This is a genomic window from Halomonas sp. DP8Y7-1 (genome assembly GCF_019801685.1).
GTDB classification, from domain to species: Bacteria; Pseudomonadota; Gammaproteobacteria; order Pseudomonadales; family Halomonadaceae; genus Halomonas; species Halomonas litopenaei_A.
The window spans coordinates 304,492-319,029 of sequence record NZ_JAHVIN010000014.1 but is presented as its reverse complement, the minus strand read 5'-3'; the positions used below and the strand labels follow the sequence as shown (position 1 = coordinate 319,029).

The 14,538-nt window shown below is 62.6% G+C and carries 14 protein-coding genes and 1 pseudogene; 7 read left to right on the top strand and 8 right to left on the bottom strand.

The features are described 5' to 3' along the window. Window positions 1-490 precede the first annotated feature (490 nt). Entirely contained in the window at window positions 491-1,417 is a 927-nt protein-coding gene (locus KUV41_RS18345) for a LysR substrate-binding domain-containing protein (RefSeq protein WP_206942253.1), read from the bottom strand. Between the two features lie 122 nt (window positions 1,418-1,539). Here KUV41_RS18345 and KUV41_RS18340 point away from each other — a divergent pair. Then, window positions 1,540-2,487: pseudogene (locus tag KUV41_RS18340) on the top strand (DMT family transporter); the annotation flags it as partial. A 58-nt stretch (window positions 2,488-2,545) separates the two neighbouring features. On the opposite strand, the gene trmB reads toward KUV41_RS18340, so the two are convergent. From trmB to thiS, 3 genes are all read right to left on the bottom strand, one after another. Continuing rightward, on the bottom strand, window positions 2,546-3,292 hold the full coding sequence (gene trmB / locus KUV41_RS19585) for a tRNA (guanosine(46)-N7)-methyltransferase TrmB (protein ID WP_224851906.1): 747 nt from the start codon (window positions 3,290-3,292) through the stop codon (window positions 2,546-2,548). A gap of 109 nt (window positions 3,293-3,401) precedes the next feature. Next, on the bottom strand, window positions 3,402-4,196 hold the full coding sequence (locus KUV41_RS18335) for a thiazole synthase (protein WP_222486952.1): 795 nt from the start codon (window positions 4,194-4,196) through the stop codon (window positions 3,402-3,404). A gap of 78 nt (window positions 4,197-4,274) precedes the next feature. Then, window positions 4,275-4,475 (bottom strand): sulfur carrier protein ThiS, encoded by a 201-nt coding sequence (thiS, locus tag KUV41_RS18330; protein WP_206942247.1) that lies wholly within the window; start codon window positions 4,473-4,475, stop codon window positions 4,275-4,277. Between the two features lie 140 nt (window positions 4,476-4,615). Here thiS and KUV41_RS18325 point away from each other — a divergent pair, with 140 nt between their 5' ends. Then, the gene (locus KUV41_RS18325; RefSeq protein WP_206942245.1) at window positions 4,616-5,008 is read left to right on the top strand and encodes a DUF423 domain-containing protein; all 393 of its coding nucleotides are present in this window, start codon (window positions 4,616-4,618) and stop codon (window positions 5,006-5,008) included. Window positions 5,009-5,011: 3 nt separating this feature from the next. On the opposite strand, the gene KUV41_RS18320 is transcribed toward KUV41_RS18325, so the two are convergent. Both KUV41_RS18320 and KUV41_RS18315 read right to left on the bottom strand, forming a co-directional pair. Then, window positions 5,012-5,425: a PaaI family thioesterase gene (locus KUV41_RS18320; RefSeq protein ID WP_206942244.1), complete on the bottom strand. Its 414-nt coding sequence runs from the start codon at window positions 5,423-5,425 to the stop codon at window positions 5,012-5,014. Window positions 5,426-5,576: 151 nt separating this feature from the next. Continuing rightward, the gene (locus KUV41_RS18315) at window positions 5,577-7,763 is read right to left on the bottom strand and encodes a malate synthase G (protein WP_222162195.1); all 2,187 of its coding nucleotides are present in this window, start codon (window positions 7,761-7,763) and stop codon (window positions 5,577-5,579) included. Between the two features lie 450 nt (window positions 7,764-8,213). Here KUV41_RS18315 and KUV41_RS18310 point away from each other — a divergent pair, with 450 nt between their 5' ends. Further along, window positions 8,214-9,239 carry an alpha/beta hydrolase gene (locus tag KUV41_RS18310; RefSeq protein WP_206942242.1) on the top strand — a complete coding sequence of 342 codons (1,026 nt, stop codon included), beginning with the start codon at window positions 8,214-8,216 and terminating at the stop codon, window positions 9,237-9,239. After that, complete coding sequence (locus tag KUV41_RS18305; RefSeq protein ID WP_261389608.1) at window positions 9,224-9,784, top strand: hypothetical protein; 561 nt, start codon at window positions 9,224-9,226, stop codon at window positions 9,782-9,784. The genes KUV41_RS18310 and KUV41_RS18305 overlap by 16 nt, the downstream gene beginning before the upstream one ends. An 81-nt stretch (window positions 9,785-9,865) precedes the next feature. On the opposite strand, the gene KUV41_RS18300 is transcribed toward KUV41_RS18305, so the two are convergent. Together KUV41_RS18300 and KUV41_RS19580 are read right to left on the bottom strand one after the other, a co-directional pair. Continuing rightward, window positions 9,866-11,371: a YifB family Mg chelatase-like AAA ATPase gene (locus KUV41_RS18300; protein ID WP_222162199.1), complete on the bottom strand. Its 1,506-nt coding sequence runs from the start codon at window positions 11,369-11,371 to the stop codon at window positions 9,866-9,868. 141 nt (window positions 11,372-11,512) lie between these two features. Next, window positions 11,513-11,887 (bottom strand): accessory factor UbiK family protein, encoded by a 375-nt coding sequence (locus KUV41_RS19580; RefSeq protein ID WP_224907822.1) that lies wholly within the window; start codon window positions 11,885-11,887, stop codon window positions 11,513-11,515. A 399-nt stretch (window positions 11,888-12,286) separates the two neighbouring features. Here KUV41_RS19580 and KUV41_RS18290 point away from each other — a divergent pair, with 399 nt between their 5' ends. From KUV41_RS18290 to glnK, 3 genes are all read left to right on the top strand, one after another. Next, entirely contained in the window at window positions 12,287-12,625 is a 339-nt protein-coding gene (locus tag KUV41_RS18290) for a P-II family nitrogen regulator (protein WP_206942240.1), read from the top strand. Between the two features lie 47 nt (window positions 12,626-12,672). Further along, window positions 12,673-13,923, top strand: coding sequence for an ammonium transporter (locus tag KUV41_RS18285; RefSeq protein ID WP_206942239.1), 1,251 nt, complete (start codon window positions 12,673-12,675; stop codon window positions 13,921-13,923). Between the two features lie 190 nt (window positions 13,924-14,113). Then, on the top strand, window positions 14,114-14,452 hold the full coding sequence (gene glnK / locus KUV41_RS18280; RefSeq protein WP_206942236.1) for a P-II family nitrogen regulator: 339 nt from the start codon (window positions 14,114-14,116) through the stop codon (window positions 14,450-14,452). The last annotated feature ends 86 nt before the right edge of the window (window positions 14,453-14,538 follow it).

Genomic DNA, 14,538 nt, shown 5'->3' with positions numbered 1-14,538 from the left:
CGCCTTAAATAAAAAATATTCTTGTTTGTATTGACGCGATCAATGAGAATGATTTACGCTTACCTTGTCGGCGTTGATGAGCCGCCGACACCAGATACCAGGCGTTGTTCGTCGCTATCTGGTTTCTCCTCCTCATTGCTAGTCACGGTCCTTCGCCGCTCCCCCTTGGGAGCGGCTTTTTCATTTCCCCTTTTTGTTTCCCCCTTTCCAGACCAACGCAGACCAACGCAGACCAACGCGGACCAACGACAGCCAGTCAGAGAGCAACGACGCTCAGAAGGCATGAATAAAAAGAATTCTCGTTACGCTTGACGGGTAAAATGAGAATGATTTACGCTGATATTGTCAGTGTTGATGAGCCACTGACACCAGATACAGGCTCTGCCAGTCGCTATCTGGTTTCTCCTCCTCATTGCTAGTCACGGTCCTTTCACCGCTCCCCCTGGAGCGGTTTTCTTTTGTGCTCCGCCTACCCTCGAGACGCTCTCCGTCAGCTACCCGCGTTCATCTGTCGTGACTCGCGACCATGGGCAGGCCAGGGCCCGGCACCCGACAGGCGCTGTCGCAGCAAGGTCGCCAGGGCGTCTACGGCTGGCCATGACGCCGCCGCAATTCGCCTGCTGAAGTACAGACACGCGTGTGAGTGACTCAGCTCAGGAAGCCCGTCTCGCTCATCCAGTACTCGCATTCTGGGCGTCAGCCGCTGGCGGTCGAGAATGCTCACGGCCAAGCCGACTTCTACGGCCTTCTCGACGGCATGGATACTGGTACTGGTAAAGACGGCGTACCAATCACGCCCCTGGCTGTCGAGGGCCTCTACACCGAGAGAGCGGAATGGGCAGTCCAGAGGGTGCAGAGCAAGCGGCAGCGGCGCGTCATCCGTGAGACGAAATTCACGCGAGGCAGCCCACACCGGGGCGGTCTGCCACAGTGACTCTCCCGCTCCCAGCTGGTGGGGTCGGTCCAGCGCGACGGCCAGCGACAGCTCGCCGCGTTCCAGGCGACGCGCCAACTCTCCACTCGGCGCCGTCACCGCCTCCAGCAAGACATTGGGATGGCTGGCCAGGAAATCAGGCAGGATCTGCTCCACCAAATGCGGCGCATAGCCTTCAGGCATCCCGAAACGCACCCGACCACTCAATCCCTGTCCTGTCAGCCTGGCCACCAGGCTATCGTGCTGGCGCAGCAGTTCACGCGCTTCCTGGAGCAAGGCTTCACCCGCCGGCGACGGCGATACGCCCCGTGGGCCGCGTATCAACAGCCGCGCGTCCAGGCGTTCCTCCAGGCGTTTGATCTGCATGCTCAAGGCACTGACAGTGCGATGACGCAGAGCCGCAGCACCCGCCAGACTGCCCTGCTGGGCCACCGTGACAAAGCTGCGCAATGCTTCAAGATCCAACGATGGGCCCTCTCCCATACCTCCTCCAGGGTTAAGCAACATTGAAGTCAGCGTGCAAAAGCTTTCGCTACTCGAAAGTCTAGCATCTGGGCAGACTAAGCCAACGCTGACTCATCCACCGATGCCTGGAGGAGGTAACGATGCAAAGACCCACCCTTTCGCTAAACGTCGGGCACCGCGGCCTTCTCACCGCCCCCAGCACGACCGTCGGAGCTTGCTGTCTCGCAGCAGGTTTCGTGCTCTGCTGGAGCAGTGGCTTCGTGGGCAGTCGTCTGGCGGTGGAGCTGAACACTCCTGTGTTGGGCCTCTACAGCTACCGTTTCGCTCTGGCTGCGGCGCTGGCCTGGGTCGTGGTGGCCTGTCTCAGGCGACGCCCCGGATTGCGCCCGAATCGACAACAGGTTCAGCATGAACTGCTGACCGGCAGTCTGACCGTTGGCGTCTATCTGCTGGCGATGTTGATCGCCGTGGCGGAAGGGGTGAGTGCTTCGGTGGCTGCATTGATCGGAGCCCTGCAGCCATTGGCGGCTGCCTTGCTGGCCAAGCACCTGCTCCATGAGAAAAGTGAGAAGGCTCAGTGGTGGGGCATGGGACTGGCCACCTTGGGCGCCGCTGCCATGATCACCGGTGACATGCAGAGTGCCGGTGGCGCGCCCTGGTGGGCCTATCTGCTACCGTTGCTCGCGGTGGCGGCGGTCTCTCTGGGCAGCGTGCTGACACCCCCTGACACCTCACGCCCGGGCTCCCAGCATGCGCGTCCTGAGCCACTCTCCCTGGTGCTGCGGCTAGCCCTGCAGCTGAGCGCTGCCACGCTGGTCTTTGTGGTCGCAGCACTGCTGTTGGAGCCAGGCATGCCCACGCCTCCACCACTGACACTCGACAGCGGCGTGGCGCTGATCTGGCTGGTGCTGCTGTCGACCTTCGGAGGCTACGGCTTTTTCGTCGCCAGTCTCGGCCGCTTCGGGGTCACACCGACCTCGGCACTGATCGCGCTGACGCCCGCAGTGACACTGGCATTGAGTGTCGTCCTGCTCGGCGATCGTACCGACATGCTTGGCCTGAGTGGCCTGGTCGTGTCGTTGCTCGGTGCCCTGTGGGCGCTGGCTGCAGGGCGCCAGCGTCCAGGGCGAGGAGCCGATGCGCGGCTTACTCGGCGCGGCGGTAGATCAGGTCCCAGACACCGTGACCGAGCCGTTCGCCCCGCGCCTCAAACTTGGTCAAAGGACGAAAGTCGGGACGCGGCACATAGGGTGTCGTCTCCTCGGTCGCCGTATTGACGTAGCCCGGCGCCTCATCCATGACCTCGGCCATCCACTCGGCGTAGGCCTCCCAGTCGGTCGCCATGTGCAGGGTGCCGCCCGGCTTGAGCCGCTGGCGCACCAGCTCCACAAAGGCTGGCTGAACGATACGCCGCTTGTGGTGCTTCTTCTTCGGCCAAGGGTCCGGGAAAAACAGCTGGAGGGTGGTCAGGCTGGCTTCCGGCAAACATTGCTCGAGCACCGCCAGGGCATCCTCGCGATACACCCTGAGGTTGGTCAGCCCACGCTTGTCGGCTTCATCCAGCAACTTGCCGACTCCCGGCGCATGCACTTCAATGCCGATAAAGTCAGTATCCGGATGAGTTTCAGCCTGCTCGACCAGTGATGCCCCCATGCCAAAGCCGATTTCAACGACTCTAGGGGCGCTGCGTCCAAACAACGCGTCGAGGTCCTGGCGCCCTTGATCCAGCGTCAGGCCAAGCTTCGGCCATACCTCTTCCAACCCACGCGTCTGCGCCTGGGTCATGCGCCCGGCCCTCAGCACATAGCTCTTGATACCGCGACGATGCAGCGGTGCCTCGGGCCCTTCGGGGCCAGTATTCTTGCCCTCTTGCGGGCGGTCTTGATCGGTCATGATGGTGTCTGGCGGCGTGAAAAGTGACTGGTGAGCAGCGCTTCTGCGGAAAGCGCTGCCGCCACTGCTGCACTGGCAACATGACGACAGCGCGTTCCCAAGGCCGGCTTCACACGTTGATGCGTCCAGCGAAAGGTGAGGAGGCTTCAGCGTTGCGACGAGGCATGCGCCCGGCAAGAAACGCCTGGCGCCCGGCCTGTACCGCGTGCTTCATGGCTTCGGCCATCAATACCGGCTGGCGCGCGTGGGCAATGGCGGAATTCATCAGCACCCCGTCGCAGCCCAGCTCCATGGCTAACGCGGCTTCTGATGCGGTGCCAATGCCGGCATCCACCAGCACGGGCACCTTGGCCTGCTCGATGATCAACCGCACATTGTAGGGGTTTTGAATGCCTTGACCGGAGCCGATCAGCGAACCCAGGGGCATCACCGCGCAGCAGCCGATCGCCTCGAGCTCTCGGGCAACGATGGGGTCATCGCTGGTGTAGACCATGACGTCGAAACCATCGGCTACTAGGGTTTCTGCCGCCTTGAGGGTCTCCACCACGTTGGGATACAAGGTGTTGTCATCGCCCAGCACTTCAAGCTTGACCAGCTTGTGACCATCCAGCAGCTCACGGGCAAGGCGACAGGTGCGTACGGCGTCCTTGGCGTTGTAGCAACCTGCCGTATTCGGCAGCAGGGTGTAACGCTCAGGTGGGACGACGTCGAGCAGGTTCGGCTCGCCGGCGTCCTGGCCCAGGTTGGTGCGGCGCACCGCAAAGGTGACAACATCCGCGCCACTGGCGGCGATGGCGTCGCCGGTCTCGTCAAAGTCCTTGTACTTGCCGGTCCCGACCAGCAAGCGTGAAGAAAAGCTGTAGCCGGCGACCCGTAGCGGGCTGTCCTGAAAGATATCGGTCATGCTCTGGTCCTTACTCGCAAAGCGATTCTGGGCCGCCGTCGAGCGGCGCACCATGAGAGTGAAGCGGGATGGCTCGCCTCAACCACCTCCGATAGCGTGGACGATCTCGATCCTGTCGCCATCGGCCAGCGGCGTCTGCGCGTGCTGGCTGCGCGGCACGATATCCTCGTTGAGTTCGACGGCGATACGCCGACCACCCAGGCCGAGCGCGTCAATCAACTCTGCCACGGTCTGTTCGCGGTCGAGGGCGTGGGGCTCACCATTGAGCTGGATCTGCATGGCCACCTCATTTTCAAGATGTCGCGGGGCCCACATTGTAGCGACTCACAGCGTCTCGGGGTACGGTTGGGGGCAGATTCCTTGCAACTGTCCCGGCCGCCGGCAGACGCTTCACGCCTCACCCACAGAGAGACCCCCTAATGCCTGATCGCCACTGGTGGATCACCCTGGCCCTGTCCGGGGCCTGCGTCGTCGGCCTCGGGGCCTTCGCCGCCCATGGTCTGCACGACCGCTTGCCCGAGCGCCTGTCGGCGGCCTTTGTCACCGGCGTGCGCTACCAGGCATGGCACACCCTGGCCGCCATGGCCGTGCTGGCATGGCGGTCGCAGTTCCCGATCCCTGCTCAATTACTGGCCCTGAAACTGTGGCTCGTGGGGGTGCTGCTGTTCTCGGGGTCGCTCTACGCCATGGCCATGGCGGGACTGGCAGGTGCCGGGCTGGGCCCACTCGGGGTGATCACCCCCATCGGCGGTACGCTGTTGCTGCTGGGATGGCTGGCCCTCGCCTGGGGACTTTGGCGCCAGCCCCGCTGATCATCAGTCAGCGTCCGGCAGCACGTAGGTCGCCGTCACATGGGCCACCGGCGCCTCATCTCCATCAGAGAACAGCTCTACCTCCCCCACCGCCAGACGTCGCCCAAGCTTGATCAACCGGGCATTGGCGATAAGGTCGCGATCACCCCGCGCGCGACGCAGAAAATGGCAGTTGAGGTTACTAGTGACGGCCATGGGTTCTGGGCCTATCTGTGCCAGGATGGCCACGTACAGACACACGTCGGCCAGGCCCATCATGGTGGGACCCGACACACTGGCACCGGGCCGCAAATGCTCGTCCTCGATGGCCAGACTCATGGTCGCACGCATCTCGGACACGGCCTCGATGGTGCCACAGCGCTGTGGGAAGACATCATCGAGAAAATCCTCGATGGCGGCGGCGGTCATCACGGTCATGGCTCTCTCCCTGAAAGCAGTCCAGCGACTTCACCATACCCCAAGGCGCGACACCATACCTCAACGCCCTTGCCACCAGGGCACAACGCAGCACCCCCGGAAACAGGGTTCCGGGGGTGCTGGTGATGCGCTCGACAACGTCTTGAGCGTCTTACTTCGCCTTGTGGACCTGGCGCCAGTGGTGCAGCAGCGGCTCGGTGTAGCCGGCAGGCTGCTCACGCCCCTTGAAGATCAGATCGCTGGCGGCCTGGAAAGCGCTGGAGTTGGCAAAGTCCGGGCTCATCGGCGTGTAGGCCGGGTCGCCTTCATTCTGCCCATCCACCACCTTCGCCATGCGCTTGAGCGTCTCTTCCACCCGCGCAGCATCCACTACGCCGTGATAGAGCCAGTTAGCAATATGCTGGCTGGAAATACGCAGCGTGGCACGATCTTCCATCAGGCCCACGTCATGAATGTCCGGCACCTTGGAAGCACCAACGCCTTGCTCGACCCAGCGCACCACGTAGCCAAGAATACCCTGGCAGTTGTTGTCCAGCTCCTGCTGAATCGCCTCATCGGACCAGTCCGCGGAGGTGACCACCGGTATCGTCAGCAGGGCCTTGAGCAGCTCTTCACGCTGCTCGCTTTCATCCAGTTCCTCGAGTTCGCGCTGCACCTGGGCCACGTCGACCTGGTGGTAGTGAAGCGCGTGCAGTGCCGCCGCCGTCGGAGACGGCACCCATGCGGTGTTGGCACCGGCCTTGGGATGACCAATCTTCTGCTCGATCATGGCCGCCATCAGGTCCGGCATGGCCCACATGCCCTTGCCGATCTGAGCACGACCACGCAGGCCACAGGCCAGTCCGACCAGCACATTGCTGCGCTCGTAAGCCTGGATCCAGTCGGCACCCTTCATGTCACCCTTGCGCAGCATCGGGCCCGCTTCCATGGCGGTATGCATCTCGTCGCCGGTGCGATCCAGGAAGCCGGTGTTGATGAACACCACGCGACTGGTGGCTTCATTGATGCAGGCCTTGAGGTTCACCGAGGTACGCCGCTCCTCGTCCATGATCCCCATCTTGAGGGTATGGCGAGCCATGCCCAGCAGGTCTTCGACGCGTCCAAACAGCGTGTTGGCAAACGCCACTTCCTTCGGACCGTGCATCTTCGGCTTGACGATATAGACAGAGCCGGTGCGCGAGTTGCGCGGCTGATCATCGCTCTTGTTGAGGTCATGCAGCGCAATCAATGAGGTCATGATGGCGTCGAGAATGCCCTCGGGCAATTCGTTGCCGTCAGCATCCAGCACGGCCGGGTTGGTCATCAGGTGACCGACGTTGCGCACGAACAGCAGCGAGCGGCCGGGCAGCGTCAGCTCGCCACCATCCGGCGTCAGGTACTGACGGTCCGGGTTCAGGCGACGGGTGAAGGAACTGCCGCCCTTCGACACCTCGGCCGTCAGGTCTCCTTTCATCAGACCCAGCCAACTGGCATAGACCCCCACCTTGTCCTCGGCGTCCACCGCCGCAACCGAGTCCTCACAGTCCATGATGGAGGTCAGCGCGGCCTCGACGACCACATCTTTGACATGAGCCGGATCGGTCTTGCCGATGGGGTGACTGTCGTCCACCTGAATTTCCAGGTGCAGGCCGTGGTGGGACAGCAGCACAGCGCTGGGCGCAGCGGCATCTCCCTGATATCCCACCAGCTTGCCGGGCTCCTTCAGACCGGTCTCGCGTCCACCTTCCAGTGAGACGACCAGGTGGCCGTCGCGTAGGAAGTACTTCACCGCATCACGATGTGAGCCTGTGGCCAGCGGCGCCGCCTGGTCCAGCACATTGCGAGCGTAGGCCACCACCTTTGCCCCACGCTTGGGATTGAAGCTCGAGCCTTTCTCGCAACCGTCCTCCTCGGAGATCGCGTCTGTGCCGTACAAGGCATCATAAAGGCTGCCCCAACGCGCATTGGCCGCATTCAGGGAGTAGCGAGCATTGTTGACCGGAACCACCAGCTGCGGGCCGGCTTGAGACGCGATCTCGCGGTCCACGTTCTCGGTAGTAACCTCGACCTTGGCAGGCGGGTCCACCAGATATCCGATGTCCTTCAGGAAGGCTTGATACGCCGCCATGTCACTGACCGGGCCGGGGTGCTCGCGATGCCAGGTATCAAGCTTGAGCTGCAGGGCATCACGTTCGGCCAGCAACTCACGATTCTCGGGCGCCAGGTCGTGAAAGATCGCGTCTACGCCTTTCCAGAAGTCCTCGGGATCAATACCTGTGCCGGGCAGCGCCTGATCATTGATGAACTGGTCCAGCTCGGCGGCCACCTGAAGGCGATGGCGAGTAATGCGTTGCGTCATGGGGTCTAGCTCCTCGTTGGGCCTTGGGTGCCCCCCTGGCACCATCCGGCCGGACAGGATGAAAGGTGACTGCTCCCGAAAGATTTTGTGGAAAATAATTCCACATGTAAACCCAAACGCTTCGTCTTTCCCCCAAGGCTAGACCAAAAGATAAGCCTGCGACGTAACCAATGATTAGGAAACAGTGGTGCCGAACAGGCGCAATCGCTAGCATGGAATGAGCAAGGATGCGTTAACAGGAAGGTTTTCAGGCCTGCCGATGGGCTGCCTCACGCTGTGCCGGACCAGATGGATGACGGCAACCACCGGCCCCATCTCGCTGTCTTACTCAGACAGGGACTGGGCAGGCAAGCGAGGGGCAGCGCGCTGGTGGCTCCCACCCAGCGTACCCGATGACTTTGTTAGCTTCGGGCTCCCGCCACACGGCCGCACCTTCCCGCGGAGGATGCCATGACCGATTACACCCCACTCGAAGACATCGAGACGCTGACGACCATCGTCAATCAGGGGGGCCGACTGTCCGCGGCTGGCGCCACCCCGGCCCTGGAGCAGGTGCTCGAACAGTACCTGTCGCACTATCGCCTCGATGCGATACTCGACGACCGGGTCACCCTGCATGCGGGCAATATCGAGACCCCGCGCTTTCGCCTATGGACGCAGGTCTGGCGTCCACGAAAGCCCAGGGGCACCGCGGTAGTGGTCCACGGTTATTACGACCACCTTGGCCTTTATCGGCATCTGCTCAAGCTGTTGCTGGAGCTCGAACTGACCGTGGTGCTGTGGGATCTACCTGGGCACGGCCTGTCCAGCGGTGAGCGTGCCGATATTGAAGACTTCGCGGACTATGGTGACTGCCTGCGCGCCCTTCAGCAGTACCTGGGGGACCATGGCCTCGCCTCTGGCCCCTGGATTGGGCTTGGACAGAGCACCGGAGGGGCGATCCTCGCCACCGACGCTCTGAGCCGCGGTGACGACGGTCACTGGTCTGCGCTGGTGCTGCTGGCACCGCTGGTCAGGCCCTGGGGATGGACCCGGGCAGCATGGGTCCACCTGCTGGTCAGCCCATTCGTCGATAGTGTGCCAAGAAAGTTTCGCCCCAATACCAACGATGATGATTTCGCGACCTTCCTTCGGGAGCAGGATCCCCTGCAGCCGGTCCGCTTACCTACCGGCTGGGTCACTGCCATGCGTCGCTGGATGCCGCGCCTGATGCAACTGCCGCCCTGTCAGCTGCCGACCCTGATCGTGCAGGGTAAAAAGGACATGACCGTGGATGGCCCATGGAATCTGGCCGTGCTCGGCAAGAAGTTCCCCCAGGCCACGGTGCATTGCCACGCCGAAGCGAGACACCACCTGGTAAATGAAGCCGAGGACATACGGCTGGAACTTTTCGAGGAAGTGCGTCACTTTTTGGAGCAACAGCTCAGCGCAGAGCCCCCCGTGAAAAGGATGTCACGACGATGCCCAGACGCCTGACCCAGAGTCGGTTCCTCCCCAACGTCTTTGCCCGCCCATCCAGCACCCGTCATTCCTTCAGCACTCTGCGATGGCTGACGTGGCTGGTGGCGCTCTGGCTCAGCGGCTGCGCGGGAGCGCCGGAGCGCCCCGATAGCTTGCGTCAGGCGCTGCTGGGACTTGGCCACCATGCCGCCGAGCAGGTCGCCCAGGCTCCTCCCCTGGCGGAGACGCCGCTGATCGATCAGGTGCTGCTGCTGTCGCCGCCCAATGTGGATGAACGTCTGTCATTGAGCGTCGCCCGCGTGCAGGAGAGCCTGACCCGCGGCCTGCTGGCCATCGACGATGGCCCCCAGGTACTGGACTGGCAACCCGGTGATACCCCCGCCGCGGACACCCAGCAGTGGCTGATCGATAGCCGCCTGATTGCCGATGGCCCGCGCCTGCGTCTGTCAGATCGAGAGCTGGTGCCCTATCGCTTTGAGCTGCGCCTGAGGCGGCCTGGCGACGGCGCGGCACTGTGGTCGACGGTGCTGAATGGCGCCTTCGACGCCGACGCGCTGTAATCACACCGGGCCATATCCCACGACATGCTCATGCTCGTGGTGGCATTCTGGCCCCACTGGTCAGGTGCCCCCCGTGTCCGGCTAACCTCGCTTGAGCAGACGGTCCAGTTGGCGGTAGCCAATTGCCTCGATCAGTTCGTCATGCCCTGGTGCGTCCTTGGCACCGAGATCGGCCAGCGTCAGCGCTACCCTCAGGACGCGGTGGTAGGCCCGGGCCGACAGTCGTAAGCGCTCCAGCGTCTGCGCCAGCCAGGCGCGCTCGGTGGCATCCAGGGCACAGGCGTTTTCCAGTGCCCTGCCCGATAAGCGCGCGTTCAACCCTCCCCGCGCCATTTGCCGCTCCCGCGCTGCCATCACCCGCGCCCGCACCATGGCGGTGCTTTCGCCAGGCTGCTGAGAGGTCAACTCTTCAACCGGCAGTCCCGGCACTTCGACCTGCAGGTCGATGCGGTCCAGCAGCGGGCCAGACAGCCGCGACTGGTAACGCTGAATCTGTGACGCCGTGCAGCTGCAGTCCTGGCGTGGATCCCCCAGGTGGCCGCAGGGGCAGGGGTTCATGGCAGCCACCAGCTGGAACCGAGCCGGAAAACGACGCTCGTGACTGGCTCGGGTGATGTGAATCTCTCCACTCTCCAGTGGCTCCCTGAGCACTTCCAGCACCTGCCGGCTGAACTCAGGCAATTCATCGAGAAACAGCACGCCGCAGTGGGCCAGGGAAATCTCGCCGGGACGCGGCCTCGACCCGCCTCCCACCAGGGACACCGCGCTGGCAGTGTGGTGGGGAGAGCGAAAGGGACGACAGCCAAAGCCTTCTGACAATGGCAGCGCACAGACGGAGCGAATGGCCGCCACTTCCAGGGCCTCATGATCTTCAAGGGGCGGCAGGATGCCGGGCAGGCGACTGGCCAGCAATGTCTTGCCAGTCCCTGGCGGACCGGCGAACAGCAGGTTATGACCGCCAGCGGCCGCTACCTCCAGGGCGCGACGCGCTTGATACTGTCCGCGCACATCACAGAGATCCAAGGCTGCCTCGACCGGCATCGACGATGCTGCCGCAGTACACGTCTGTAGCGGCACCCGTCCACTCAAGTGGGCGATGACATCCAACAGGTGGTCGGCGGGAAGCACCTCAAGGCCGCTGACCAGCGCAGCCTCCTGGGCATTGGCGGCAGGCAGGATCAATCGCCGCCCAGCCCGAAGGGTAGCCATGGCAAAGGGGAGCATGCCGGCGACAGGGCGAAGACGCCCATCCAGCGCCAGCTCTCCGGCACACTCAATACCGTCCAGCGCCGCCGCAGGCAACTGCCCCGATGCCACCAGCAGTCCCAGCGCAATAGGCAGGTCGAAACGTCCCCCTTCCTTGGGCAGATCGGCAGGGGCAAGATTCAGGGTGATACGACGCAAGGGGTAGTCGAGACCACAGGTCGCAAAGGCACTGCGCACCCGCTCGCGACTCTCTCTGACGGCGGTTTCCGGCAGTCCCACCAAGGTCATTCCGGGTAGGCCGTTGGCCAGGTGCGCCTCGACCTGAACTTCTGGAGCATCCAGCCCCACCCCGGCACGGGTCGTGATGATGGCAAGCGTCATGGGCTCCCTGCCTGACGGCTGACGTTATGGCTGTCAGTAGACCACGATCATCGGCCCCTCGCCGCCTGCGCACGCCAGAAACAGCCGGGCCGGCATATCCCTATGCCGGCCCGCTACATTCGCCAAGTGCTCTGGTAGAGATCACGCCGATGGCGTTTCACCGCCCTTGGCCGCGCCGTCCTGTCCTTGGGTCGCAGGGGGTACGGGGATTTCGGCAGCTTCCTCGCTGACCGCGGGCGTTGCATCGACACCTGTCTGGCCCGCCGCTGCGCGCTCTTCGACCAGGCTCTCCAGGGCTGCGACCTGTTTCTCGAGGGCCTCGACGCGTGAGCGGGTACGCTGCAGCACATCCATCAGGATGTCGAAATCTTCACGCGAGACCAGCTCCAGGCGGTCGAAGGCGCCACGCACCACCTGTTGCACGCCCTTCTGGATGTCTTCCGGGGCCTGAGAAGCGCCCTGCAGACGCTCTCCAATCTGCTGGGCTAAACGGCTGATGCGATCCTGACTGATCATGGGGCTCTCCTTGTGCATCAAAACGGCGACTCTATTGCCGACAGCATACGCAAGCCTGACGCCCAACGCATGTCTCTTGGCTGCCTACGTTGGCTACAACGCTGGCGGGCCAGTTTGGCTAACGACGACGGTCCTTCCCGCCGTCATAACGGAACGTCGCGCGCTCACTGATGGCGCACGCGCCTCAGCTCCAAGCACCAAAGTAGTGCATCGTCATTGATGCAGTGCCGCAATTTACCCCCGCTATGCAGCCTCCCGCATATCCAACACGCCCTCAATTAACTCCAAGTTCATGTAATAAAAGATATTAGGAATAAAGTGGCACATTTCCCGCTATGACAACGTATCCATGCACCGAGCGGAAACAAGCCGCCACCCATGCACGTAGGGAGCCATGCCATGAAACTGATCACCGCCATCATCAAGCCTTTCAAGCTGGACGACGTTCGTGAAGCGCTGGCCGACAACGGCGTCCAGGGCATCACCGTGACAGAGGTCAAGGGATTTGGCCGTCAGAAGGGCCACACAGAGCTCTACCGCGGCGCGGAATATGTCGTGGACTTTCTGCCCAAGGTCAAGGTCGAGGTGGCCGTCGACGAAGCTCGCCTGGACAGCGTGCTGGAAGCGATCTGCAACGCGGCCAACAGCGGCAAGATCGGTGACGGCAAGGTCTTCGTCACGCCGCTGGAAGATGTCATCCGCATTCGCACCGGCGAACGCGGTTCGGACGCGGTCTGATGTCCGCCCCTGCCCTGACTCCCGATAATAAATAGCGAGACACTCTCATGGTTGATATCAGTGAACTCAGCTACGCGCTGGACACCTTCTACTTCCTCATCTGCGGCGCCCTGGTCATGTGGATGGCAGCCGGTTTTGCCATGCTCGAAGCCGGGCTGGTTCGGGCCAAGAATACCGCCGAAATTCTGACCAAGAATATCGTGCTGTTCGCCGTGGCCTGCACCATGTATCTGCTGGTGGGTTACTACCTGATGTATTCGTCCGACGGTGGCGGCATCATTCCCAATCTGGGCTTTCTGATCGGCACTGAGAACAGCGTCGATGCCGTGCTGGCCGGTGGCGAAGATGCCCCCTACTACTCTGCTCGCGCCGACTTCTTCTTCCAGGTCGTGTTCGTGGCCACCGCCATGTCCATCGTCTCCGGTGCCGTTGCCGAGCGCATGAAACTGTGGGCCTTCCTGGCCTTCGCTGTGGTCATGACGGCCTTCATCTATCCAGTGTCTGGCTACTGGACCTGGGGCGGCGGCTGGTTGTCTGAAGCAGGCTTCTCCGATTATGCAGGTTCCGGCATTGTTCACATGGCGGGTGCCGCTGCCGCTCTGGCCGGTGTGCTGGTCCTCGGCCCGCGTAAGGGCAAGTACGGCAAGAACGGCGCGATCTACGCGATTCCTGGCGCCAACATGCCGCTGGCCACACTGGGTACCTTCGTCCTCTGGCTGGGCTGGTTCGGCTTCAACGGCGGCTCCGAGCTCAAGGTTTCCGACGTCGCTTCTGCCAACAACATGGCCCAGGTACTGGTCAACACCAATGCGGCTGCCGCGGGCGGCGTCATTGCAGCACTGATCCTGGCCAAGATCTGGTTCCGCAAGGCGGACCTCACCATGGCATTGAACGGTGCCATCGCCGGCCTGGTCTCCATCACTGCCGACCCGCTGTCCTCCAGCGCCCTGGGCGCCACCCTGATCGGCGCAGTAGGCGGCATCCTGGTGGTGGTCGCCATCGTGGTGCTCGACAAGCTGCGCCTTGACGATCCGGTCGGTGCCATCTCTGCCCACGGTGTTGCAGGTATCTGGGGCGTCCTGGCGGTACCGCTGAACAACGCCGACGCCACTTTCGGTGCCCAGCTGCTCGGTATTGCCGGCATCTTCGCCTGGGTCTTCACCGCCAGCCTGGTCGTCTGGCTGATCATCAAGGCGATCATGGGTGTCCGTGTCAGCGAAGAAGAAGAATACGAAGGCGTCGACCTTGCCGAATGCGGCCTCGAAGCCTACCCCGAGTTTAACGTCGCCAAGAAGTAAGCCTGAGCTTACCCGCGACTCCAGTGAGCTGGCGTGCTCCACCTGGCCCCTTCGGGGGCCTTTTTTATTGCTGGTTGCCAGGGGTATGCTTTGTCACACTAGTCAGGTCAGGCGCAACGGCGCGCCGCCCACGGGTTAGCGACGGACATGCCGCACGCCGCCCCTACACGGACAGGATGAGGAAACCGCCATGAAACTGGTGACCGCGATTATCAAGCCTTTCAAGCTCGACGACGTGCGCGAGTCGCTCTCCGAGATCGGCGTTCAGGGCATTACGGTGACAGAGGTCAAAGGCTTTGGACGACAGAAGGGCCACACCGAACTGTATCGAGGCGCGGAGTATGTGGTGGATTTTCTGCCCAAGGTGAAGCTCGAAGTCGCGGTGGATGACAGCATGACGGAACAGGTCATCGAAGCCATCGTGCAGGTCGCCAACACCGGCAAGATTGGCGATGGCAAGATCTTCGTCACTCCTCTGGAGCAGGTCATCCGTATTCGTACCGGAGAAACTGACAAGGACGCGGTCTAAGCGAACCTTGAAGGGTGGCGGGTGGTCGCCAAAGGGCGATGGCAGCTTTCTTTACGCCACCCCCCTCGACCAGGTCATCCGCATTC

Excerpts from the sequence above, each read along its gene's own strand:
- KUV41_RS18345 (WP_206942253.1), bottom strand. The coding sequence starts at position 1,417 with ATGGGAGAGGGCCCATCGTTGGATCTTGAAGCATTGCGCAGCTTTGTC.
- trmB (WP_224851906.1), bottom strand. The coding sequence starts at position 3,292 with ATGACCGATCAAGACCGCCCGCAAGAGGGCAAGAATACTGGCCCCGAA.
- KUV41_RS18335 (WP_222486952.1), bottom strand. The coding sequence starts at position 4,196 with ATGACCGATATCTTTCAGGACAGCCCGCTACGGGTCGCCGGCTACAGC.
- thiS (WP_206942247.1), bottom strand. The coding sequence starts at position 4,475 with ATGCAGATCCAGCTCAATGGTGAGCCCCACGCCCTCGACCGCGAACAG.
- KUV41_RS18325 (WP_206942245.1), top strand. The coding sequence starts at position 4,616 with ATGCCTGATCGCCACTGGTGGATCACCCTGGCCCTGTCCGGGGCCTGC.
- KUV41_RS18320 (WP_206942244.1), bottom strand. The coding sequence starts at position 5,425 with ATGACCGTGATGACCGCCGCCGCCATCGAGGATTTTCTCGATGATGTC.
- KUV41_RS18315 (WP_222162195.1), bottom strand. The coding sequence starts at position 7,763 with ATGACGCAACGCATTACTCGCCATCGCCTTCAGGTGGCCGCCGAGCTG.
- KUV41_RS18310 (WP_206942242.1), top strand. The coding sequence starts at position 8,214 with ATGACCGATTACACCCCACTCGAAGACATCGAGACGCTGACGACCATC.
- KUV41_RS18305 (WP_261389608.1), top strand. The coding sequence starts at position 9,224 with ATGCCCAGACGCCTGACCCAGAGTCGGTTCCTCCCCAACGTCTTTGCC.
- KUV41_RS18300 (WP_222162199.1), bottom strand. The coding sequence starts at position 11,371 with ATGACGCTTGCCATCATCACGACCCGTGCCGGGGTGGGGCTGGATGCT.
- KUV41_RS19580 (WP_224907822.1), bottom strand. The coding sequence starts at position 11,887 with ATGATCAGTCAGGATCGCATCAGCCGTTTAGCCCAGCAGATTGGAGAG.
- KUV41_RS18290 (WP_206942240.1), top strand. The coding sequence starts at position 12,287 with ATGAAACTGATCACCGCCATCATCAAGCCTTTCAAGCTGGACGACGTT.
- KUV41_RS18285 (WP_206942239.1), top strand. The coding sequence starts at position 12,673 with ATGGTTGATATCAGTGAACTCAGCTACGCGCTGGACACCTTCTACTTC.
- glnK (WP_206942236.1), top strand. The coding sequence starts at position 14,114 with ATGAAACTGGTGACCGCGATTATCAAGCCTTTCAAGCTCGACGACGTG.